Genomic DNA, 24,466 nt, shown 5'->3' with positions numbered 1-24,466 from the left:
AGTATGGAAAATAAAAAAGAATCTTCATCTAAATGGCTTATTATGAGTGTTGTAATCATGTCAATTTTTATGGCAAATCTTGATACAAGCATTATTAATATCTCTATTACTAAAATGATGCAGACATTTAACGCATCAATAGATCAAATACAATGGGTTGTTAGTGCATACACTCTAACTTTGGGAGTTACAATTCCATCAACAAGTTATTTTGGAGATAGATTTGGAACTAAAAATGTATTTGTTACTGCGTTGATTTTATTTACTTTAGGTTCGTTACTGTGTGGTGTTTCATGGAATGAAACTATAATGATAATTGCAAGAGTAATTCAAGGAATTGGAGGAGCTTGTATAATATCACTTGGTATGACAATATTAATGACTACTTTTGATAAAAGTGAGCTAGGAATGGCAATAGGGGTAATGGGAATGTGCGTAATGGCAGCACCTGCCTTAGGACCAAGTTTAGGTGGATATATTATTCAACATTTTAATTGGAGATTTCTCTTTTTTATAAACCTTCCAGTTGGAATAGTGGCTACAATAATGGCTATACTTATATTTAAGAAATCAGAACATAAGTCTTCAAAGAAATTCGATATCATTGGATTTTTAACTTCAAGTATCGGAATGTCATGTGTTCTTTATGTACTTGGCAAAAGTGATTTGGACTGGAACGATATAAAAAATATCGTGCTTATGATTGTCGGATGTTACAGCCTTTTAATATTTGTTGTGAATGAATTACTTATTGAAGAACCATTGCTTGATTTAAAACTTTTAAAGAATTATACCTTCTGTATGAGTAATATTATAATGAATGTTGCGATGTTAGCACTTTATGGTGGTGTGTTTCTAATGCCAATATTTCTTCAACAAATAAAGGGTCTTGATTCAATGAATACAGGCTTGATTTTATTTCCAGAAGCAATAGCGACAGCCATATCTATGGTTTTGTATGGGAAAATTGGTAATAAATTTGATGTTAGGTTGTTTGCTGTATTTGCGTTGATTTTGATAGGCATTAACAGTTATAGTATGTCAAAAATTACGTTGGATACTGCCAATATAGAGATTACAGTCTTATTAATGATTAGAGGTTTTGGCGTAGGATTTCTTATGGCGCCAGTTCAAACAGTAGGTTTTAGCGGATTGCCAAAGGCAGCAATGTCAAATGCCTCTGCTTTGACTAATACAGTTAAGCAAGTAGGAACTTCCATAGGTGTCACAATTATTACAAGTATTATGCAGCATAGAAATGTGGTCGATTATTCTAACTTAGCTTCGCAAGTGACATCTTTTAATAAAAATAGCATGAAGCTATTTGAAATGCTTCAAGGTACCCTTATTAAGGGCGGGATATCAAGCAGTGATGCTAAAGGAATTGCTTTAAGTAAGATTTTTGGCGAAGTTGCAAGTCAGGCACAGCTTCAAGCACTTAATGAGACAATGTTTATAATTTCAATCATAACTGCTATTGTAATAATTCCAACACTTTTATTAAAACAAGGCAAACAAGAAGAAACAGATGCAGCAGTGGCAGAATGATAAAAACGACTTAATGAGGTATTTTACGAATAAAATCATTAATTGTCAGAATGATATAGAATTAATAAATATGCAGTTACAATTGTAAGCGTATTTTTCATGAAATTTATTAATACATTAATAATAACAGCTCTAAGGTAAAGATTGACCTTGGAGCTGCTATACTTTCATCTCATGCCTAGATAAAGTGAAAATTTATACATATAAGGAGCAGATGTGTAAAAATGAGTAGTTTTATAGTAGCAGTAGGCCATATTATTATAAGTGGACATATTGGTTGTGAAGTTATTGATAGGTTAGTTTAGAATGATTGAATTATTAAAATACTAACATTGATTAACGATGGATAAAGTGGTATTTTATATTATAATTATGTTAATTTATGAGAGTAAGCTAAAAATTAGCCATTTTGGTGGGGCATACTTTAGCAAAAGTATTTGATTAACAGAGAAATTAGAAGGAGATATTGTAATTATGATGATAAAAAAACGGCTGGCTATGTCAAATATTTTTATGTTGATAGTTCCAGCAATATTGATAGTAGTTATTGCAGTTGGAGTTCTAGAAGGATTTACAGAGATATATGGTAAGAAAATAAAAGTTTTTGAAGAGGATAGTGGAATATCATTTATTCAGAAAACTTTATTTATGTATAATAAAGAAATTAGGAATAATTATGATAAAATTAATGATTATAACAAGACGAAGGAAGATCTTAAAAATGCCGGTTATGACTTTATAATTACAAGTGACGGCGACACAATATTTTCTAATATAACTGATGCTGATAAAAATGCTATGTCCAAGCTTGAGCGAGACGTTCTTACATCTTCAGATTCAATAGTCCTCGAGGTTAATTCTATTAGTTTAGTTAAAAATAGTTTAACTAAAGATGGAAAAAATATTAATATGCTTGCTGTAAAATCAAATAATAATTTAATGAGCAGACAGCAGATGAAAGCAGAAGCAAGAACTTTTTTATTAAGTTACATGGGGGTTGTATTCATAGTAGCGCTGCTTATAATTATTTTAACTAATGGGATATTATCGTCACGAGTAGCTAAAAGTTTGATTAAACCTTTAGAGTTACTAAGCTATGGTGCGGGACAAATAGAAGAAGGGAACCTTGATTTTAAGCTGAGTTATCAAGGGACAGATGAATTTGCAAAAGTTTGTAGGGATTTTGATAAAATGAGAGTAAGGCTTAAAGAATCAATTGATATGCAGCTAAAATATGAGCAAAATAGAAAGGAGTTGGTCGCAGGAATATCTCATGATTTACGTACACCATTAACAACAATTAAAGGATATTCAAAAGGATTAAAGGATGGAATTGCAAATACAGATGAAAAATGTGAAAGATATTATGAAATTATATATAGTAAAACTTGTGATATGGACAAGCTTGTAGATAAATTATTTTTCTTTTCCAAATTAGATACCGGAAAATTTCCTTTTAACTTTGAAAATATAAATTGCAATGAGTTCTTTTTAGATTTTTTTAGCAATGCTATACCAGAATTTAGAGGTAAGGGGCTTGATTTAACTTATAAAAATAATTGTAAAGATAATATTTTTATTAGAATGGATTTTGAAGAAATTCGAAGAGTGCTTACAAATATACTCGAGAATAGTGTAAAATACAAAGTGAAAGAATATGGTAAGGTAGATATTACCATAGAAGAAATGGAAGACAGCGTTGTTTTAAAAATAAAGGACGATGGACCAGGGGTTTTAGAAGAAAATTTGTCAAAACTATTTGCTAGTTTTTATAGGGAAGATCAATCGAGAGCCAATTCAAGTGAAGGAAGTGGACTTGGGCTTTCAATTTGCGAATATATAATAAAAGCTCATAATGGCACAATTACTGCTGAAAATGATAATGGATTAGCCATTATTATAACTTTGCCGATTAATAATAAAATTTAGCATATATACTCTAAAAAGTTTAATTTATAAAAATATATCTTAAGCTAGAAGGAATTGTGTACTAAACGATAAAAAATGAATTGTATTGCTTTGAATTCGTATATTGACTGTTATAAGAAAAATTATATTGTTTATCAGGCTTAATTGCATGTAAACATAATGGGAGAAAAGAAGATGCGAAAAATATTGATAATAGAAGATGATAAATTGATTGCAGAACTAGAAAGGGATTATCTTGAGGTAAGCGGATTTAAAACTGAAATTGCATTTAATGGAGAAGACGGATTAAATTTCGCATTGAATAGAGAATTTGATTTAATACTGCTTGATTTAATGCTTCCAAGTAAAGATGGGTTTCAGCTTTGCAAAGAGATAAGAAGTAATAAAGAGATACCTATACTAATGGTTACAGCTAAAAAGGATTCGGTAGATAAAATAAAAGGTTTTAATCTTGGAGCGGATGATTATATTGTCAAGCCTTTTGATCCAAGTGAGCTTGTCGCTAGAGTAAATGCACATCTTGCGCGTTATGATAGACTGACTTCAATTGGTAAAAAAGACAATATAGATAATGGAGTCATGGTATTTAAAAGATTAAAAATATTAAAAAGGGAACGAAGGGTATATGTTGCTGATAAAGAAGTTAAATTGGCTAACAAAGAATTTGAACTGTTACTATTTTTAGCAATAAACCCTAATATCGTATTTTCAAAAACAATTCTTTTAGATAGAATTTGGGGCATGGATTCTTTTGCTGACGTTGCAACTGTTACTGTGCATATTAATAGAATAAGAGATAAAATTGAGGAAGATAGTAGCAATCCTCAATTTATTGAGACTGTGTGGGGCGCGGGATACAGATTTAAATTATAGTTAATTATTAAAAATATCACAAATGAGATAAGAAGCATTACTTATATTTAAGTTATAATTTCTAATGAATATGTAGGGTTGAAGTTTTGGCAAATTTTTAAATATGTTTATTTAAAAAGTTGAATGTTTAAATTATACATCTATAAAATTAAGAAAAGATCTTAGGATAATAATAAATTTATTAATCTAAGATCTTTTTATTTTCTAGTATTTATAATACTAGAAGGGAGCGAAACGTTTGTGCTCTTAAAAGTAGTTATATAAATAAATAGATAAATAATATGAGTCTAACCTGCAAAAAAATGATTAAAAGAGAGCGTGGGGTAGCCATTTCAGTTTTTATCTTGAAAATTATATCGTTAATTTTAGATTATATTTTAAAATCTAAAAAAGTTTAGAAATTGTTTATAAAGATATGAAAAAATATACATAGATGCCTAGATTAATAGAATTCTACATAATATGGAAATATGACTAATGACAATGGGATTAGATAAAATTATACTTCTAAGAATTATAGATAAGTTAAATGTTAAATTCTCAGAAGTTTAATAAACATGAGCAAAAATGAAAATTATCCTATAGGAGCATTTAAGAGGAGTGGAAGCAAAAGGGGATGTACAAGTAAGTATATAAGAAAAGCGAATATATGATGTTGCAAATAGAGGAGGATCAAAATGAAAAACGTAAAAAAAATAGTTGTGTATGCTGTGATTATCGCAGTTGTGGTAGGAGGGGCGATTTCACTTAAAAGTAGGTTATCAGCAAGTGCAAAAGGCAAACCAACTCAAGCAGTTGCAAGCAAAACATCAGTAGAAGTACAGACAGCTAAAACAGTAGAAAAAAATACAGGAGGTACATACAAGGCTAGTTTAGAGGCTGTTCAACAAGGTACAGTAACAAGTAAAATAGCAGCGAAAATTGTTTCCGTATCAGTTGAAAATGGACAATATGTAAATGCGGGTGATACAATAGCAACTTTAGATGACCAAGATATACAAAATAGTATAAAGACTGCGCAAGCTCAAATAGCTGTAAATGAGAAACAAGTAGAAGTAGCTGAGCAATCATTAAATGTATCCCAGGTAGCCCTGGAAAAATATAAAATTAATTTAGATGATGCTCAGCGTAATTACGAAAGACAAAAAACATTATTTGATGGTGGAGCCATATCACAAACAGATCTTCAAGTAGCGGAAAAAACTTTAAACTCAGCTAAGGCTGATTATGATTCAGGAAATGCAAGTATTCAAAGTTCACAGGCAAGTATTGAAACATCAAAAGCAAATTTAGAAGCACAGAAGGTAGCGTTAGCTAAAAACCAAAGTGATTTAGCTAACATAGTAATTAAAGCACCGATAAGTGGAGTAATAAGTGGTAAAAGTATGAATATTGGGCAAATGGCATCTACAGGTACAGCTCTTGCAATTGTTAATGATATATCATCCGTATATGCAACAATACAGGTACCACAAGAAAAAATAAGTGAAGTAAAAATAGGACAGGCAGCTACCGTTATAGTTGAAGGAAGTGACCAAACTCATAATGGAACAATACAAACTATTGATGCAGCAGCGGATCCAACTTCAAGGGTATTTAACTGCAAAGTTAAAATAGATAACAGTGATAAGTCTTTATTGCCAGGCATTTATGGAAAGGTGACGCTTGTAAGTGATCAAAACAATGAAATAATCACTGTACCAGTTAATGTTTTAGTGGGAAATGAAGGGGACTATTATGTTTTTATTAATGATAATGGAACGTCTAAGAAAACTAAAGTTACTATCGGGGAAACTAATGGTAATAATGTAGAAATAACTTCCGGCATTAAAGATGGAGATCAAATAATCTGTTCAAATACAAGTACACTGCAAGACGGTAGTGAAGTAGATGCAGTAGTAAAGCAAGATGACAGCACAGAAGACACAACTTCTAAGTAGGAGGGACCATAGGTGAATATAGCAAATGTTAGTATTAAAAGACCAGTATTTATAACAGTTATCATGTTAGTTTTTGCGATTGTGGGTATGGTATGTTATGAAAGATTAGTTGTTAATGACATGCCAGAAGCTGAGAATGCATCAGTTTCAGTTTCGATTACAGAAACAGGAGGATCTCCAACAGATATAGAGACAAATGTTACAAAAACTGTAGAAGATGCGGTTGGAAAAATTTCAGGAGTTAGTCATATAACATCAACTGTGACAGAAGGAAGTTCAAGGACTAATATACAATTCGATTTAGATAAGGATCCAGAAGTTGCAGCGCAAGAAGTTAGAGATAAAGTTTCAAGTATTAGGGGATTACCAAGTGACATAGATACACCTATTATTTCTAAATTCGATTCATCAGCAACATCAATTTTATCTGTTGCTGTTTACGGACTAGATGATAACCAACAATTATCAGATGTTGTTGATAATATTGAAAAGAAACTGTACACAGTGTCTGGTATTGGGTCAGTAAATATATCTGGTGAAGATACAAGAGAAATCCATATAAAGTTAGATAATAATAAGCTTTTAAAGTATGGACTTGCAACAACTGATGTATCAAATGCCATTAAAAAAGATAATGTAGACCAATCTACAGGTAAGATTACTGATAAAGATAATGAGATTTCTGTTAAAATAAGCAGCAAGATAAAAAAAGTAGATGATTTTAAAAATATTTTAATAGCGAATAAAAATGGTACAGAAATTAGAGTAAAAGATATTGCAGAAGTTGAAGACGGAGTTGCAGATAGAAGCAGTTATGCATATTACGATGGAAAGCCAGCAATTGGTATTGATATAGTTAAGCAATCTGGTTCAAATACTGTTCAATTGGCAGATGATGTAAAAAAGACATTGACTAAGCTTAAATCCTCTTTACCAAAAGGGGTACATGTTGATATTGTAAGTGATGACTCAGTATCAATACAAAGCACTATAGATAGTGTTTTAGAAACTATGAGGGATGGTTGTATACTAGCAGTTGTCATAGTATTCTTATTTTTAAATGAATGGGAAAGTACCCTTATAAGTGCAACAACACTTCCAATTTCAATAATAACAACTTTTGTTTGCATGAAAGTAAAAGCTTTTTCTCTAAATACAATGACTTTAATGGCATTATCAGTTGCAGTAGGACTTTTAATAGATGATGCTATAGTTGTTATAGAAAACATTGTGCGGCATTTGCATATGGGAAAATCACCAAGAGAAGCAGCTAGAGAAGCAACTTCTGAAATAGGCTTTGCCGTAATAGCTACAACATCAGCTGTTATCTCTGTATTCTTACCAGTATCAATGGTAAGTGGAACAATTGGAAGATACTTCTTTCAATTTGGACTTACAGTTGTATTTAGTATGGCAGTTTCATTATTTATATCCTTCACTCTTGTGCCTATGCTGTCATCTAAAATGCTAAGACTAAAAAGAAATAAGAAAGAAAATATTCTTAGCAAATTCTTTAAGGGATTTAATAGTAAGTTTGATATCTTAGCGCATAAGTATTCAAGGCTTTTAGTTATGTCTCTTCATCATAGACTAATAATTATAATAGTTGCAGGAGTTATGTTTGCAGGAAGTCTTACACTTATTTCATCTCTTGGATTTACTATGATGCCATCAACAGATAATAATCAAGTGACTGTAAGTGCAAATTTTGATTCAGGTATAACATTAGATAATGCATCAGAAAAAGCTAAACAAATTGAAAGTATTATTAAGAAATATCCAGAAGTCAGTGGTATGTATACTACTGTTTCAAAAAATAGTTCATCAATTAAAATAGAACTAACAGACAAAAACAAACGTAAAGAAAATTCAAGAGATTTCGCTAGAAAACTTAGTGGAAATCTACAGAACATACCAGGAGCACAAGTGTCAGTAGCAGCTGCCTCTATGGCAAGTGGTGGAAGATCATCAAAAGATGCTACTTTTGAGCTTGTTGGAGACAATAGGGAAGAGCTTCAAGCTTTTGGACAAAAAGTAAAAGAAGAATTGGCTAAAGAGTCTGGGGTAAGAGAAATAAGTAGTAATGATAAATCAGGTCTTCCAGAAATAGCTTTAGAAGTTAATCGCGATAAAGCGGCAGATTTAGGAGTAAGCAGTTCGGATGCTGCGACTACGTTAAAGACTTTATTTAGTGGTACGACTGTAACTAAATATGATGATGGAAAAAATAGAGATGACGTAGTATTGTATTTACAAAAAGATCAACGTGCAAGTCTTGACAATCTTAAACAAGTTTATGTTTCAGGTTCAAATAATAAGCTTGTTCCGCTATCAGAAGTAACGGACGAGGTTTTTGAAACAGCGTCAGCACAATTGACTAGATATGATAGACTTGCAGAATTGCAGATCTCTTGTAATATTTCGGGTTCAGCTTCAGGTACTTTCATGAATACCTTCATGAAAAAGATTCAAACTCAAATGAATATGCCAGAAGGTATTTCAGTATCTTTAGGAGGAGCTGGGGGATCTATGACAAGCAGCCTTGGAAGTTTAGAACAAGCAATGGCTATGGCTGCATTATTCTTATATTTAGTTATGGCAGCGCAGTTTGAAAGCTTTGTTGATCCTATATCTATACTATTCTCTTTGCCACTTGCAATCATTGGAGCTGTTTTAGGCTTATTTGTTTGCAAAACTCAATTAAGTTTAATGTCTATTATAGGAATAATAATGCTTATGGGGTTAGTTGCAAAGAATGGAATATTGCTTATAGATGCTGCTAAACAAAGGATTAATGAAGGCATGGAAAGAGAAGAGGCTATCAAGCAATCAGGGTTAATAAGATTGCGACCAATAGTTATGACTACTTTAGCTATGATCTTTGGAATGATTCCTCTTGCCGTATCTAAGGGTATGGGTTCTGAAATGCGTGCACCAATGGCAGAAGCTGTAATTGGTGGATTAGTTACTTCTACAATTTTAACATTATTTGTAGTACCAATCATGTATACAGTTTTTGATGATTTGAAAAGAAAGTTTAGAAAAAAGATTCATTCTAAAGAATCACAAGGAACAGAAGATATGAATGGAAATATAAGTTTATAAAGTGAAAGATAAAAGAGATTATTCAAATTCTAGGTTGTTGAATAACTAATTTTTACAAATAGTTATTTAAGAAAATATTCTTAGGAATCAAAGATTCCAAGGATATTTTCTCGATTTTATTCCCTGCTGTTTTTTATTAAATTCCTCTATTAAATAGGCTAATAAAACCCATTTTATATGACGTTCGTATCGTGCTTGCCCATAGAGCCTTGGATTTTCTAAATTATATAAACCTTTTAAAACTGAGAATAATTGCTCTATTTTCAATCTATTTTTATATAGGTTCGCTCCGATAGGAGATTCTAAAAATAAAGCATTTTCATATCGTTTATCAATGAACGCCTCAATGCTTTTAGCTTTACGCATATTTATATCAGCTAATAAATTAAATTCTAGTTTTGCAGCAATTTCAAACCATTCAACTGAGTCATATGCTGCATCAGCAAGTATTAAAAATGGATTATAATTTTTAGCGTCATATAGTAAATCCTGAACTTGATTATCGTAAACATTAGCTGTTGTTAAACTAAAAACTAGAGGAATAATAGTATCAGTAACCGTTGCAATGCAGTGTAACTTGTAACCTTTATAATATCCCAGACGTGTACCTTTGCCGGATTTAGCTTCGCTATCGTATTTTGAACTTCTTAAGGCAGTAGCATCAATTGCGCATAGTCTAGTTTCTGGGTTAATAAGTTCAACAAACATAGCATAAATACCATAATATATATGTTTCTCTAAATTCTTAGCTCTTAACGAAAAGGTAGAATAATCAGGTATTTCATTAAGATCAATTATAGATTGAAACACATAATCTTTTTTTATTTCGTATTCAAGTTCTCTCAGACTGAATATACTATGTTTAACACCATATAACATGCAGGCAACTATTTGCTCATCTGAGTACTTACGTGGTCGGCCTTTAGCATTTTTACTATTAGAATTTAATTTAGCAAATGCAATTTTAACAGCTTCAAAAATCTTATAATTATCATTTTCAGTTTTAATCTTTCGTGATATAATCATATTTAAGTCATTCCTTGTGTGATGTGATTTGGTTTTTAGCGAAATTATTATATCACAAAGGAATGGCTTATTTACTTTTTACAAATTTTGTTTACTCAACAACCTAAAATTCATTTAATAGAAAGCAAAGCTTTGAATTGTTTGGGGAATTAAGATAAAAAATAGAATTTAATATATAGAAAAGAGATAGCAGGGAGAATGGGGGAATTGCTATCTCTTTTTGTGTTTGAGTCTGAACAACTATATTATTTGCAGAACATTGAGAAATATTCATTAAAGATAATTAAAAATTACTTAAAGAGCATTCTGGCCAGTCAATCCTTTATTCCTGTGTAGGATTATTTAGATTATATTCAAATATATCATCATTATCTGACATATAAATATTTCCGTTCGAATCCACATCAGTACTATAGTAATTTTTATCAGGCAAAATGTTAAGTAAATTGCCATTAAGGTCAAATTTATAATTTCCATTAAAACTTTTTACATATAAATTATCGCTATTATCTATAGAAATTGTCTCAATGTTGGTATCTTCATTATTAAGTTCTAAATCTAAATATTTAATGAAATCTCCATTAGAATTATATACATATATCTTTTTGCTATATTCACTAAAGATATAAATATTACCAGAACCATCTAATGCCAAGTCAGCATTCATACCTGGATCATCTTTATTAGCTTTCTTTATAATATTATTAAAACGAGCAAGTATTGCTCCATCAGAGTTTAGCTTAAATAATGTGTTTTCTGTTGCTGAAGAAGTTAGCAAATATATATTATTATCCTTATCAACTGCTAAAGGTCCATAATAATCATTTCCCTTAAAAGTTGAGGATAAACTACCGTCAGCTGTTTTGTATTTTTGAATCGTGCTGCCAGAAGAGACGTATAAATTTCCATTCATATCTGCAGATAGTCCTTTAATCAGTTTGGAATCATTTTTATCTCCATTTATTTGAATCATCTTAATGAATTCACCAGAGTTATTAAACTGCTGAATCCTCCCATCAGTGTAATCTGCTATCCAAACATTATTATCAGAATCTACTGTAATATATCTTGTGTCATTTAATTTTCCAGAATCTGTACCTTTTCCGCCAAATATAGCGACTAATTCTCCAGCAAAATTACTGTTATTAATAGAAAGAATTTTTATATTTAACTCTTCAAGCTTTTTCTTGAGAGTAGAGTTTTCAGGATCCAGTTTTAATTGATCTTCTATATTAGATCTTTCTAATAAATAATTATTAAGCTGAAGCTTTGTTGCGTTTTCACTAGTATTACCACTATTGCTATCAATAATAGATTGAATTTTATTGTCCAATTCTTTAAGTTTTTCTTTAAGATCAGAGTTTTCAGGATCCATCTTTAGTTGGTTCTCTATCTTAGATTTTTCTGATGAATACTTATTAATCTGAAGTTGTCTGCCATATTCACTATCATCATTGGCTATAATAACAAAAGCTTTTGGATAAGCTTTTATATACTTTACATTAAACTTGACTCCAGTTGAAGGATAGGAGTATCTATTAAGTGAATCGTTATGAACAATATTAAAATCTGAGGATAAAAAGTAAGTTGAAATAGCATTGCCATCATTCTCTGGCTTAATCATAACATTATAACGATAGACTCTTTCATTATTATATTGGTCTGATGTTGGCGAATTATCTAAAATCATAGCTTCCCCTTTTTTACCAAAATTGTCAATAATGATATTGGTGAAAAAATGTCCTACAAAAATATTAGCAATAATAATCACAAAAAAGATTATAGAAAATTTTGCTAAATGGAATCTGGCTCTTTTGGGGAAAGCAAACTGACTAATGATAACAAAAAGAATGCATCCCCAAATACTCAGCACTGGGTGAGATTTTAATACAACCAAAAGAATAGCTATATATGTCATTTTATTACCTCCATAATGTTAAAAAATCCTCAATGCAAATAGCCTCAATTTTAAATTATGTTTTTATATATATTCATAATATGGCTTTTTAGATATGTATTGAGTAGATTTAAATTTATTTTATTAAAATTAGCTTTAGTAATATGAAAGAAAATAGCAAGTACAAAATGTACAGACAGATTGACTTGGTATTTTTTGATAATGACTTATTATATCAATAATAAAATTTTCAATCAAGAAAGAATTAAAAAATATGTTATATTATGCTAAAAACTATATACTTTTTGTAAAATTTAGTTTCAATCTTTTTATGTAATGTATATTTGAAAATTGCTACTAAATGCAAATATTTACTTGAATTCAGAATATATTTGAGATAGATTTAAAAGATATTTATATTTAGAATGAAAGGAACTATTTGAATGACATTGTAATCTTGAATTCTTTATTTTTTAGAAATATTGATTACTTGTAGTGACAGGATAAATATAGATAAACGCGTTGTGCTAGTTAAAATTTAATAAAGAAAAACTCTAACAAAATTTAATCATCCCAATTATAATTAAATTAACACTAAAAGTATAATAAGGAGATGATTAAAATGTTAGAGTTCACTTATTATAATACTGAAAAAATTGCTAATTTAAAAGATTTTTTTACAGTTTCTTTTGTGTTAATCGATGATGTTTACAATGAAGTAATTCCTGAATCCATCAAAAATAGAAGAAATATTTCTGAATCTAAGCTCTCAGACTCAGAAATAATAACAATTAGTATCGTAGGCGAAGCCCTTACAATTGATTCTGAAAAAGCTTGGTTCTATTTTGTTAAAAAGAATTATTCAGATTTATTTCCTAATATTTGCGATAGAACAAGATTTAACAGAACCAAAAGAAATTTATACAAAGTAATTTTAGAAATCCAAAGATACTTTTCAAGTCTGGCAATATTTAGTGATGAAGATACTAGAATTATTGACAGTATGCCTATCCCAGTATGCAAATTCGGAAGAGCCTACTTTAGTAAACTATTCAAGGACATATCAACTTATAGTTATTGCGCTTCAAAAAAGGAAACTTATTTTGGATTGAAACTTCACGCTTTAATTACTACTGATGGTTTCATAACAGATTTTCTTTTAACGACTGCTAATACTGATGATAGAGATGCTGTATTCGAACTCATTCAAACAAACGCCAATATAAAGATACTCGCTGATAAAGGATACATCGGTAATGAGCTTAAAGTATCATTAGCTAAAGAAAAAGAAATCTTGTTTTTATCGCTGAAGAGAAAAAATAGTAAGACACCACTAGAAAAACGACTTCGTAACGCTTTATCAAAAGCGCGTCGGAGAGTTGAAACTAGTTTTTCTCAATTAGCTGGCCAATTTAATATTGCAAGAGTTCTAGCTAAGTCAAAGTGGGGGTTAATGCTGAGAATTACTCTAAAAATACTTACTCATAATATATCATTTGTACTAAATGCAATTACAGGAAATACTATTCATATAGCTCAAATTAAACATCTTGCATTTGGTTAAAATTTATTAAATTTTACTCAAGGATATTTTGCGCATTTTTATACTATAATAATTGCAATACAAAAATTAGCACAACGCTTTAGATAAATAAAAATTTAATGTAAAAAATAGGCTGTGCTTTTGTTAAAATATGCTATAATTTGATTATATCAATTGGTAATATGGGTTAAATATTTGTTTAAGAATTCCAGTATGAGGAGAGTAGAGAGAAATCTTTATTCTCCTTATTTGTTTTATATCAATAGATACATAATATAATAATAGTAGTAGTAACTAATTATCTGACTACTGATTTCTATATCTTATGATGCGATAAATAAACAAATAAAAGCTTGTATTTGACGTGAAAATATAATTTTTAAAACAATATAATAGATTAGGTTTTTATAATTTTTATATAATAAAACTGTATGGGGGAATATTAGATGATCAGAAGATATACTTATAATGAAATAATAAAGGAGTCACATAAAAGATGTAATGATTATGGTATAAAAAAGGATATACCATGTCCATCTAAAATTCTTAGGGGGGAAGAATTTAATGTGCTTATACAAAAAAACAAGTCATTAATAGAAATAGCCAGACCATTTATGGAAATACTATATAATTTTTTGAAAGGGTCAGGTTTTTCATTATATTTTACGGATAAAAATGGAGTAGTTTTAACTATTATTGGTGACCAAGATATAATTAGAGATCAAATTCACATGGGCATTATTGAGGGAGCTGATATGAGCGAAAAAAGTGCTGGCACTAATGGAATTGGCACTGCAATTGCTGAAAATATTTCTCTTCAAATTTCTGGAGAAGAGCATTTTATAAAAGTTTTTCAGGTATGGACTTGTTCCTCGTCGGTTGTTCATGACGAGGATGGAAATATAATTGGGTGCCTTAATTTAACTGGACGCCGTCAATTGGCTCACCCACATACATTAGGTCTTGTAGTGGCAGCAGTAAAATCTATTGAAAATCATTTGAAAGTTAAAAACACACAAAAGGAATTAGTTAAAACATATCAATATTTAAATAAAATTATGAATTCAGTAAATCTAGGAATTTTCGCGGTAGATACAAAAGGAATAATAAAAGCCATAAATAATAGCGCATGCGGTATGTTACACATGAAGGAGGAAGAGGTTATAAATAGGAATGTAGACACAGTTTTAGATAACTGGAAATACATACTTGAACAACTAAGGAATGGACAATCATATGAGGATGAAGAAATTGTATATTCGGATAAAAAGAAAAGGTTCAATATAAATGTATACCCCATTAAAGATAAAAATTCTAATATTACTGGGATGGTAGGAATATTTAAAGATATTCAAAACGTCTATAATCTGGTTAATAAATATATTAGCAGAACAGCAAAGTATACATTTGACGATATTATTGGCCAAAGTGAAGAGGTTCATAGATTGAAAGAACAAATAAAGAGCATATCTAATAGCCCTTCTACAGTACTTATTCAGGGAGAAAGTGGAACGGGGAAAGAACTTATTGCTCAATCAATACATAACAATAGTAATCGAAGAAATAAAAGTTTTGTGGCAATAAACTGTGGAGCTATACCTAAAAGTTTAATAGAAAGCGAGCTTTTTGGGTATGAAGAAGGATCATTTACGGGGGCTAAAAGAGGTGGATGTCCAGGAAAATTTGAACTTGCAAATGGAGGAACTTTATTTTTAGATGAAATAGGTGAAATGCCATTAGATATGCAGGTAAATCTTTTAAGAGTTCTGCAAGAAGGATTTGTTACTAGGATTGGTGGAAGTAAATATATTAATGTAGATGTAAGAATTATTGCAGCTACAAACAAAAACTTAAAAAAGGAAATAGAAAATGGAACATTTAGAGATGATTTATACTATAGACTAAGTGTAATTCCAATATATGTACCACCTTTAAGGGAGAGAGCTAAGGATATAGAAATTCTTATAGATCATTTCTTGAAAATAAAAGCTGCTAAATTAGGAAAGCCTATTCCAAAAATACAGAAAAATATATATGAAAAACTCTTAAATTATAATTGGCCAGGAAATGTTAGAGAATTAGAAAATTGTATTGAAAATATTGTAAACATGGATGGAAATACTTCCTTTAGTTTTGAAAATAAAACGATAAAAAGAGATTTGAATTATTGTAATAATGAAATACTGGAATATGATATGTGCTCACTAGAAGAATTAGAAAAAAGAGCGATTTCAATTTGTATTAATCAATGTGAAGGAAACGTATCTAAATCATGCAGGATACTAGGAATAAATAGGAGTACAATGTATGCAAAAATGAAAAAATACAATATACAAGTAAAATAAGTTTTTTCATGCGTTTTTTTTTAACAAGTTAATTACATAAAAATTGTATTAAAATGCAACAGTGTTTAATAATCCAACAGTAATTAAAGATAAAAGTGTAGAAATTTACAACAGTATTTTGAATAAAGATGAATAATAATATTAATGTTATGAAAAAAAGAGAGCTATATTATTAGAGAAAACAGTGATGAATTGCTAAATATCATTAATTAAAGCATCGTAATATGTTCCTTGCAATATATCTTGGCATTATATTTGCTTAAGTATATATATGAAACTAAATTAGGTCTAAAAAATAATTTTTTAACAATGTATTTAGGATATTAAAGGAATATTTTTAAGGAGGAACATATTTTATGAAAGGTTTTGCAATGCTAGGTATCAATAAATTAGGATGGATTGAAAAAGAAAGGCCCGTTGCTGGTTCATATGATGCTATTGTACGTCCATTAGCAGTATCTCCGTGCACATCAGATATACATACTGTTTTTGAGGGAGCTCTTGGAGATAGGAAGAATATGATTTTAGGGCATGAAGCTGTAGGTGAGGTTGTTGAAGTAGGAAGTGAAGTGAAAGATTTTAAAACTGGTGATAGGGTTATAGTTCCTTGTACAACTCCAGATTGGAGATCTTTAGAAGTTCAAGCTGGTTTTCAACAGCACTCAAATGGTATGCTTGCAGGATGGAAATTTTCAAATTTCAAGGATGGAGTTTTTGGTGAATACTTTCATGTAAATGATGCGGATATGAATCTTGCAATTTTACCAAAAGACATGCCATTAGAAAATGCGGTTATGATAACAGATATGATGACTACTGGATTTCATGGAGCAGAACTTGCAGATATTCAAATGGGTTCAAGTGTTGTGGTAATTGGCATTGGAGCAGTTGGTTTAATGGGAATAGCAGGTGCTAAATTACGCGGAGCAGGTAGAATAATTGGAGTGGGGAGTAGACCGGTTTGTGTTGAAGTTGCAAAATTTTACGGAGCAACAGATATTGTAAATTATAAAAATGGTGATATAGTTGATCAAGTTATGAAATTAACGAATGGAAAAGGCGTTGACCGAGTAATTATGGCAGGCGGTGGTTCTGAAACATTAGCCCAAGCAGTATCTATGGTTAAACCAGGAGGAATAATTTCTAATATAAATTATCATGGAAGTGGAGATACTTTACCAATACCACGTGTAGAATGGGGATGCGGAATGGCTCACAAGACTATAAAAGGAGGTCTTTGTCCAGGAGGGCGTCTAAGAGCAGAAATGTTAAGGGATATGGTAGTATATAATCGTGTTGATCTAAGTAAATTAGTTACACATGTATATCATGGATTTGAACACATAGAAGAGGCTCTGCTATTAATGAAAGACAAGCCAAAAGACTTAATTAAAGCAGTAGTTATATTATAACATAGTAGATCATGATCAGGAAAAAGGAACAGTAACTATAGTTTTTAAAACTGTAGGAAAAGGAACAAAAACAGTTAGAATGAATTTAAGTGGACTGGATCAGGTATGCTTAAAAAATTAGTTAATAATCAAGCTAAGAAATATGATCATGCAATTATTATTAGATCAATGATAATGATGAAATTTACTTCTATGTTAACTAAGGAATTAGGAATTTCAACAAATAGTCTTTTTTGTGCCACAATGATAAATATAGGTATCATTATATTTGATTTTACAGAAGAATAAAATAAATTATGGAAATAAACCCAACAGAGAATATAAGTTTTTCTGTTGGGTTTATTTTATCATTTAATTCATATAATATTGCATTTTGTTAGAGTATAATTTTAGTAGGCAAAAATAGTAAAGAATACTATATAAATGATAAAGTAGATGCCAAAACCATCTACTCAATACATAAACTATCTTTGTGGTGTATTAGCTCAAAGGATGAAGGGCATAAAAATGAGCTGGTCTATTAAAATTCTTGCCAACTTTTACTTGACTCAAATTTGAATTTTAAGTTCCGTAGAAAAATGTCAGCATAGTATGTTATAATGCTATTAATGTAAAAAATATGGAAAATAAAAATGACAGTTATTGAAAAAAGGAGTAATAAAATGAAAAGTGGTGTTTTTAGTAAAAGAAATTATTCTTCCATTATAATAAGTGGAATTTTGCTTGTACTTGGTTCAGGTTTACTTATTTCATGTGATTCTAATAAAGAAAAGACTATTGATTATTCTAATGGGGATAAATATGTTGGACAGATAAAGAGTGAGAAGAAGGACGGAGTAGGAACATATACTTATGCAAATGGTGATGTATATGTGGGTGAATTTAAAAATAATAAAAGAGAAGGAAAAGGTACATTAACTTATTCCAATGGTTGTAAATATACAGGCGAGTTTGCAAATGATGAAATGGAAGGTAAAGGGATATATTCTAATCCTAATGGCGATAGATATGAAGGCTCATACAAGAATGGATTAATGGAAGGAAGCGGTACATATGCATATACAGATGGTGATGTGTATGTAGGTGAATTTAAAAATGGAAAAATGGAAGGCAATGGGGAACTAACTTATTCTACTGGCAATATCTATAAAGGTGAATTTGTAAATGATAAAATAGAAGGAAGAGGTATATTTAATTACGCAAATGGTGCAAAGTACGAAGGTAAGTGTAAGGCTGGAGAAATGAATGGAATAGGAACATTAGTTTATGCCAATGGTAATAAATATGAAGGGGAATTCAAACATGGTAGAGAAGATGGGACAGGCACATTGATTTTGATAAATGGAACAAAAAAGCAAGGGCAGTTTTTAAATGGCGAATTCCAAGGATAAGATACATAAAAAGATAGTTTCAAATCTAAAGATATATTATATATAGTGATTTTGTAAAGCAAAAATTTAAACTGTATGCAATTCTTAACCCCTTAACAGACATGGTTCAGAATATATATTCTAAAGAATATGTACTCAGAATGGGAGCTTAGAGTTATTTGGTATAAAATAGAATTTATATTTAGTATTTTTTGTTTATTATGTGCTTCAATTATAGAATTGATGGAAGAAAAAACTAGGGAATAATTTTATAAGCAGTAGCTAGGTGATTCAGCTACTGCTTTTGTGGTTTATATTCTTGATAAGGGATGTTAATTGTAACTCCACTTTCATCAAATTTATAATTGGTACCATTAAGAGGATTGTTGCCAGAAATTAGATTCATTCCTATTGTATAAATTGCATTAGCATGAGCTTGTGAATCTTGTACAACAGTACCTGTCATAATACCTTGATTAATTAATTCTTGAGCTTTTGGCAAACCATCAATACCAACAATCGGAATGTTTCTTGAGTTATAACCTTTATTATAACCATATTTTTGGAGCGTTTTAATGGCACCTATTGCCATGGCATCATTATTAGAAATTATTGCTTCAATTTTACCATCAAGTGTTAATAAAGTTGATTCCATTGAAGTTCTGCCACATTCCTCTTCCCAATTGCAAGGTATTGATAAAAGCTCTTGAGTTTTTATTCCCGCTTCATTAATTGTTAATATAGAATATTTAGTTCTTTCAATTGTTTCCGGACTATTAGATGGGCCCTTTAACATAATGTATTGAATTATATTATCTTTATTTTTATCTAAATTTTCTTTATTAGCATTCCATGTATCTACTATGATTTTGCCTTGAATAATTCCAGACTGATCAACATCTGTATCAATAATAACAGAATTATGATAATTTTTTATAAAATTTACTATTGGTTTAGTTTTTGCATAGTATAAAATTAATGGAATGTCCTTTTGTGCTACTTTATTAAGAGTATCTTGAAGCTGATCCATATTAGTGCTGACAGGATTTAATACAAGAAGATTAAAATTATCATTGAGTGCTTTGTCAACATCTTCATTTTGAATAACTTGATTTCCATTGGCATTAAAAAAAGTAAATTGAACTTTGTTTTCATTTTGTTTTTGAATATCCTCTAAGTTTTTCTTTACGTTAGAAATAAATAGATCACTAAAACTATTTAAGAATACACCTACTTTAAGTGGAGCTTGAGAACTAATATCCGGGCTAGCATATGTAGTTTGGCTAATAATATATAATAAAAATATAGATATGAAAGTAAGAGACAGTATCTTTTTTAATATCTTCATTTTAATCCTCCGTGCACACTTGTCAAATTATAATATTCAATATTAGATTATCTCTCAATGAAAAATTTATACTATATGGAAATCATTTTTTTTAGAATTAGAAGTGCAACACTAAATGTAAAATAACATAAAAAATCGTAGGTGACTCTGGAACTGTAGATTTCAGAATTAGTCTCTCTAATAACTTCTCATAGATTTAACTTAAATATGAATTTCTAGAAAATAGAAAATAGGCTTATAAAAATAAAAGCCTATTACCTTAAAACATCACTTTCAATATAATTTAGATTTTTTCTTAGTTCAGATGCTATATTCCAAGTTATATCTCCATTTTCAAATAAAGATTGTATAGTATTTCTTTCTAGTTGCATTGCTTTAATTTGAATTTTTTTCTTTTCATACTTGCTAGCTTTTCCTAAGATTGGTTTGCTTGCAACCCAATAGACACCTTGATAATATAAAATTATTTTCTTTAGCGTTTCTTCATTTTCAGGAGTAATGATAGATTTAACATATTGAATTAAGTATTTTGCATTAGTAGAATAAAGGTCTTTCATGGCCAAATCTTTTAATTGTTGTTCACTTCTTTTTTTGTTTTCAATTCCTCTTAATATATACCTAAGTTTTTTAATATTAAAAATTAAAGAAGAAATCCGCATTAAAGCCTCTTTGAAAATCAACGAAAAACCTTCAACTGATGACATTAATTTGATTTTATTTCTAACTGATTTTTCATAGAAGTATGCAGTTGATTCATCTATCTTATTTTCTTGTAACATCTTTCTGGTATTTTCAATTTCTTTTTTAAAACATATAAGCATCCATTTCTTTTCCTCTTTGCTGCTCCTGTTCCAGTTCTTATAATAAGAATTTCCACGTTTTAATTGATGAATACGATATTTATACTCGCTTATAATCATATTAATGTACTTTTTATTATCAATTTCTAATTTTAATTTATTTATAGTGTTAGCCCAAACTTTTATCTGTGCTTTATTCATTATCTGTAAATAATCGGTCTCTTTAGGGATATTTTTGTTAGCAAATAGGGGTAATATGAAAGTTGTAATAAGAAGTGTAGTTAGAATTACCCCAACGGACAAAAATAAAATTAATGTTCTCTCAGGAAAGGGTTCACCATTTTCTAATGCCAAAGGAATCGAAAGAACTGTAGCTAATGTGACAGCTCCTCTTACTCCTGAAAGGGAAGTTAAAAGTGCAGCGTGAAATTTAACACTTCTTTTTTCTGCTTTGCAGGCATTATCTCCAAACTTATACATAAATAAAACCCATAGATATCTAAGTGTAAGTAAGGATAATGTTATTAATAAAACATCAATGATAGCTTCAAAATTATTGATTGTAGCTTCATAAAAAGCAATTTTAATTATATTTGGCAGTTGCAATCCAACTATTATAAATATAAGACCATTTAGAACGTAGGCCAAAACTGACCAAGTATTTTCTGATACAGCATTTAGTCTAGCATTTCTAAACTTCAGTTTTTTAGATGATAGTGAATATACCATTCCAGCTACAACCACAGCTAATATACCTGAGACTTTAAATACTTCCTCTGATACAAGATATATTATAAATGGAGTTAGAATTTGAAGTAGTATTTCAACTGTAATATCTTCCATTCCAAGACTTCTTATCCAAAGCTCGAACTTAATTAGAATATGCTCTAAAACTAATCCTGCAATGATTCCCCCAATAGAGACTATAAAAAAACTTATAGTTGCATCGAATAATGAGAATGTTCCAGTTAGTGCTGCAGCTAATGCGAATTTAAAAGATACTAGGCCTGATGCGTCATTCATAAGTCCTTCGCCTTCGATAAGATGAAGTACTTTCCTTGGAAGTGAGATTTTTTTTGAAAGTACGCTGACAGCAACATAATCAGTTGGAGATAAAGCAGCTGCAAGTGCAAAAGCTGAAGGCAATGAAATAGATGGAATTAACTTATTTATAATTAATCCAACTAATATTACAGTTGCGATAACTAAAGCTAGTGCCATTAAAAGGATATTTCTTCTCTGTTTCCATAGAGATCTTTTATCTGCATTTTTCCCATCACGGAAAAGAAGGGGAGCAATAAACATTACTAGAAATGTATGAGGATCCAGCTCAATACTAAATTCTGAATGTATTATTGCAATTAGTGATCCAATCGCAATTTGTACAATAGGAACTGATAAGGAAGGTATAAATCTACTTATTATAGTTGATAGTAAAATGCAAATTAATAATATTAAGATATAAGTAAACATATATAATCCTCCTTATTTAATATTTATGTGAAAGCATATAATTAATACTTAATGTGAAAATTAATAGGCTGACAGAAAATACACTAATTATAGTATATTAAATTGCTGAGAGTTTATGTAACAGATTTATTTCTGAAATTTAATGATGCAATTTTATATTGTACCTATATATTTTTTAGCATTAATAAATTGATGAAAACTTTGTGTACTGAGATTTAATAAGTTCTTTTGAAGAAACAGATAATTAACTTGCATTGCTTTATAGATTGAGATGGCTTTTGATGAATTAATTTTTTTAGAATATATATTGCAAAAATAATCATTTATGATAATTCTAAAAATATTACAAGAATTTTAGCTGTAATTGTGAAATGTGCATTGTGAATTAAAATATATATTAAAAAATATTTGCTAATTTACAGTAAAACATTTATCGGTAATCAAATAGTATGAATTCTAACAATTTTCGATAAAAATAATAAGTATTGACAATAAAAGACACTACATATATAATGGCAATATGATTAAATGATGGTAAAAGTTAATATAATTAAAATTATAATGAGTCTTATTTTGTGAAATTTATGAAATGAGACTTTTTTGTTTTTATAACACAGTAATACTACTTTACAATAAAATTTTGTACAACAATATTTATAAATATTTAATATACTTGCGATAAAGGGGAAATAATAATGAAGTTAAAGAAAATTAAACTAAAAAGTATTAGAACCAAGCTTGTTATGAGTTTATTAGGAATATGCTTAATTCCTTTGATAATTCTTGGATTTGGTGCCAATGAACAAGCTAAATCGATTCTTAATCAAAAATTGAAACTTACAAGTCAACAAACTCTTTTAGAATTAAATGATGGAATTGATAACTATTTTAGTGGGTTTGTAAGCATGACTAAAGCATTATCAACTAATTATAATTTTGTTAATTCGGATAAAGATGAATCATACTTAGCTATAGCTAGTATGTTAAAAGATGTCAAGGAAAGTGATAACGATATCTTTAGTACATATTTTGCAAGTATAGATGATAAATTTGAAATATATCCTAGTGAGAAAATGCCAGATGGATATAAGGCTAGTGATAGGGATTGGTATAAGCAAGCAATAGAACATAAAGACCAAGTTATAATAACTTTACCATTTAAAAGTGCTCAAACTGGGAAAAATGTTGTAGCTATAGCTAAGGCGGTGGAAAAAGATGGGAAATTAGTTGGAGTATGTGCAATGAACGTGTCTTTAGATACAATTACAGAAAAGATATCAACTAAGAAAATAGGTAATACCGGATATATATTTGTTTCAGATATAGATGGTAAAAATATGATAGCGCATAAGAATAAAGATTTAATTGGAACAGATGTAGCATCTAAGCAATCATTTTGGGAAGATGTAAAAAATAATAATGCGGGATTCTTAACATATGAATTTAATAATACAAAGAAATTTGGAGTATATGGGACAAACCCTACTACTGGATGGAAGGTCGTAGCTACTCTTGATGAGAAAGAAGTAACTAATGATACCAATTCAATACTTGCGACAACAGTATACATATCTTTAGTTATATTAATAATTTGTATAATGCTATCATTATTTTTAAGTAAAGGTATAGCACAAAATATTAAAAAGTTAAAAGAAGTATTTGAAAAAACTTCAAAGGGAGATTTAACTGCATCGATAAATTTATCTACAAAAGATGAATTTATGGAACTGTCACAATCTTTTAATGATATGATATCTAATATATCAAAGCTTATAGAAAATGTTACAGAATCATCTAAAACAGTATTAGAGACATCGTCAAACCTAGCGAATATGTCAGAAGAGGTAACAGCATCAA

General features: G+C 29.6%; 14 protein-coding genes and 1 pseudogene (1 of these 15 running past the window's edge). 11 read left to right on the top strand and 4 right to left on the bottom strand.

The genetic code is table 11. The features are described 5' to 3' along the window. The first annotated feature begins 3 nt into the window (after positions 1-3). From F3K33_RS14860 to F3K33_RS14840, 5 genes are all read left to right on the top strand, one after another. Positions 4-1,548, top strand: coding sequence for a DHA2 family efflux MFS transporter permease subunit (locus F3K33_RS14860; RefSeq protein WP_039771379.1), 1,545 nt, complete (start codon positions 4-6; stop codon positions 1,546-1,548). Between the two features lie 474 nt (positions 1,549-2,022). After that, on the top strand, positions 2,023-3,477 hold the full coding sequence (locus F3K33_RS14855) for an ATP-binding protein (protein ID WP_039771377.1): 1,455 nt from the start codon (positions 2,023-2,025) through the stop codon (positions 3,475-3,477). Between the two features lie 174 nt (positions 3,478-3,651). Continuing rightward, positions 3,652-4,350, top strand: coding sequence for a response regulator transcription factor (locus tag F3K33_RS14850; RefSeq protein ID WP_039771375.1), 699 nt, complete (start codon positions 3,652-3,654; stop codon positions 4,348-4,350). Between the two features lie 677 nt (positions 4,351-5,027). Beyond that, positions 5,028-6,290 carry an efflux RND transporter periplasmic adaptor subunit gene (locus F3K33_RS14845; RefSeq protein WP_039771373.1) on the top strand — a complete coding sequence of 421 codons (1,263 nt, stop codon included), beginning with the start codon at positions 5,028-5,030 and terminating at the stop codon, positions 6,288-6,290. Between the two features lie 12 nt (positions 6,291-6,302). Further along, the gene (locus F3K33_RS14840) at positions 6,303-9,395 is read left to right on the top strand and encodes an efflux RND transporter permease subunit (protein ID WP_039771371.1); all 3,093 of its coding nucleotides are present in this window, start codon (positions 6,303-6,305) and stop codon (positions 9,393-9,395) included. 87 nt (positions 9,396-9,482) lie between these two features. On the opposite strand, the gene F3K33_RS14835 is transcribed toward F3K33_RS14840, so the two are convergent. Together F3K33_RS14835 and F3K33_RS14830 are read right to left on the bottom strand one after the other, a co-directional pair. Next, on the bottom strand, positions 9,483-10,421 hold the full coding sequence (locus F3K33_RS14835; protein WP_039771370.1) for a transposase: 939 nt from the start codon (positions 10,419-10,421) through the stop codon (positions 9,483-9,485). Positions 10,422-10,743: 322 nt separating this feature from the next. Then, positions 10,744-12,339 (bottom strand): NHL repeat-containing protein, encoded by a 1,596-nt coding sequence (locus F3K33_RS14830; RefSeq protein WP_039771368.1) that lies wholly within the window; start codon positions 12,337-12,339, stop codon positions 10,744-10,746. Between the two features lie 601 nt (positions 12,340-12,940). Between F3K33_RS14830 and F3K33_RS14825 the strand changes: the two genes are divergently transcribed. The 5 genes and pseudogenes from F3K33_RS14825 to F3K33_RS14805 all read left to right on the top strand — a co-directional run bounded on the left by F3K33_RS14825 (position 12,941) and on the right by F3K33_RS14805 (position 19,009). Continuing rightward, on the top strand, positions 12,941-13,882 hold the full coding sequence (locus tag F3K33_RS14825; protein ID WP_039771366.1) for an IS982 family transposase: 942 nt from the start codon (positions 12,941-12,943) through the stop codon (positions 13,880-13,882). 425 nt (positions 13,883-14,307) lie between these two features. Further along, a complete protein-coding gene (locus F3K33_RS14820; protein WP_039771363.1) occupies positions 14,308-16,206 on the top strand; it encodes a sigma-54-dependent Fis family transcriptional regulator in 1,899 nt (632 codons plus the stop codon). Between the two features lie 356 nt (positions 16,207-16,562). After that, the gene (locus F3K33_RS14815; RefSeq protein ID WP_039771361.1) at positions 16,563-17,618 is read left to right on the top strand and encodes an NAD(P)-dependent alcohol dehydrogenase; all 1,056 of its coding nucleotides are present in this window, start codon (positions 16,563-16,565) and stop codon (positions 17,616-17,618) included. A gap of 81 nt (positions 17,619-17,699) precedes the next feature. Next, positions 17,700-17,840 (top strand): annotated as a pseudogene (locus tag F3K33_RS14810) (sulfide/dihydroorotate dehydrogenase-like FAD/NAD-binding protein); the annotation flags it as partial. 440 nt (positions 17,841-18,280) lie between these two features. Next, positions 18,281-19,009 (top strand): MORN repeat-containing protein, encoded by a 729-nt coding sequence (locus F3K33_RS14805; RefSeq protein WP_051144826.1) that lies wholly within the window; start codon positions 18,281-18,283, stop codon positions 19,007-19,009. A gap of 274 nt (positions 19,010-19,283) precedes the next feature. Here F3K33_RS14805 and F3K33_RS14800 read toward each other — a convergent pair whose 3' ends face one another. Together F3K33_RS14800 and F3K33_RS14795 are read right to left on the bottom strand one after the other, a co-directional pair. Further along, the gene (locus tag F3K33_RS14800) at positions 19,284-20,336 is read right to left on the bottom strand and encodes a galactose ABC transporter substrate-binding protein (protein ID WP_039771358.1); all 1,053 of its coding nucleotides are present in this window, start codon (positions 20,334-20,336) and stop codon (positions 19,284-19,286) included. Positions 20,337-20,590: 254 nt separating this feature from the next. Then, positions 20,591-22,609: a Na+/H+ antiporter gene (locus F3K33_RS14795; RefSeq protein ID WP_039771356.1), complete on the bottom strand. Its 2,019-nt coding sequence runs from the start codon at positions 22,607-22,609 to the stop codon at positions 20,591-20,593. Between the two features lie 695 nt (positions 22,610-23,304). On the opposite strand from F3K33_RS14795, the gene F3K33_RS14790 reads away from it, so the two are divergent. Further along, on the top strand, positions 23,305-24,466 hold the 5' portion of the coding sequence (locus tag F3K33_RS14790) for a methyl-accepting chemotaxis protein (protein WP_039771354.1). The gene runs 842 nt beyond the window's last position; only the first 1,162 of its 2,004 coding nucleotides appear in the window; its start codon is at positions 23,305-23,307; its stop codon lies off the right edge, out of view.

The organism is Clostridium beijerinckii (genome assembly GCF_008705175.1).
Taxonomy (GTDB): domain Bacteria; phylum Bacillota; class Clostridia; order Clostridiales; family Clostridiaceae; genus Clostridium; species Clostridium beijerinckii.
The sequence above is the reverse complement of the archived record's forward strand: the minus strand, read 5'-3'. Positions and strand labels throughout refer to the sequence as shown.

Bases quoted from the DNA above. Each gene is read 5' to 3' on its own strand.
- F3K33_RS14850 (WP_039771375.1), top strand. From the start codon at position 3,652: ATGCGAAAAATATTGATAATAGAAGATGATAAATTGATTGCAGAACTA.
- F3K33_RS14800 (WP_039771358.1), bottom strand. From the start codon at position 20,336: ATGAAGATATTAAAAAAGATACTGTCTCTTACTTTCATATCTATATTT.
- F3K33_RS14815 (WP_039771361.1), top strand. From the start codon at position 16,563: ATGAAAGGTTTTGCAATGCTAGGTATCAATAAATTAGGATGGATTGAA.
- F3K33_RS14825 (WP_039771366.1), top strand. From the start codon at position 12,941: ATGTTAGAGTTCACTTATTATAATACTGAAAAAATTGCTAATTTAAAA.
- F3K33_RS14860 (WP_039771379.1), top strand. From the start codon at position 4: ATGGAAAATAAAAAAGAATCTTCATCTAAATGGCTTATTATGAGTGTT.
- F3K33_RS14830 (WP_039771368.1), bottom strand. From the start codon at position 12,339: ATGACATATATAGCTATTCTTTTGGTTGTATTAAAATCTCACCCAGTG.
- F3K33_RS14805 (WP_051144826.1), top strand. From the start codon at position 18,281: ATGAAAAGTGGTGTTTTTAGTAAAAGAAATTATTCTTCCATTATAATA.
- F3K33_RS14820 (WP_039771363.1), top strand. From the start codon at position 14,308: ATGATCAGAAGATATACTTATAATGAAATAATAAAGGAGTCACATAAA.
- F3K33_RS14845 (WP_039771373.1), top strand. From the start codon at position 5,028: ATGAAAAACGTAAAAAAAATAGTTGTGTATGCTGTGATTATCGCAGTT.
- F3K33_RS14795 (WP_039771356.1), bottom strand. From the start codon at position 22,609: ATGTTTACTTATATCTTAATATTATTAATTTGCATTTTACTATCAACT.
- F3K33_RS14835 (WP_039771370.1), bottom strand. From the start codon at position 10,421: ATGATTATATCACGAAAGATTAAAACTGAAAATGATAATTATAAGATT.
- F3K33_RS14855 (WP_039771377.1), top strand. From the start codon at position 2,023: ATGATGATAAAAAAACGGCTGGCTATGTCAAATATTTTTATGTTGATA.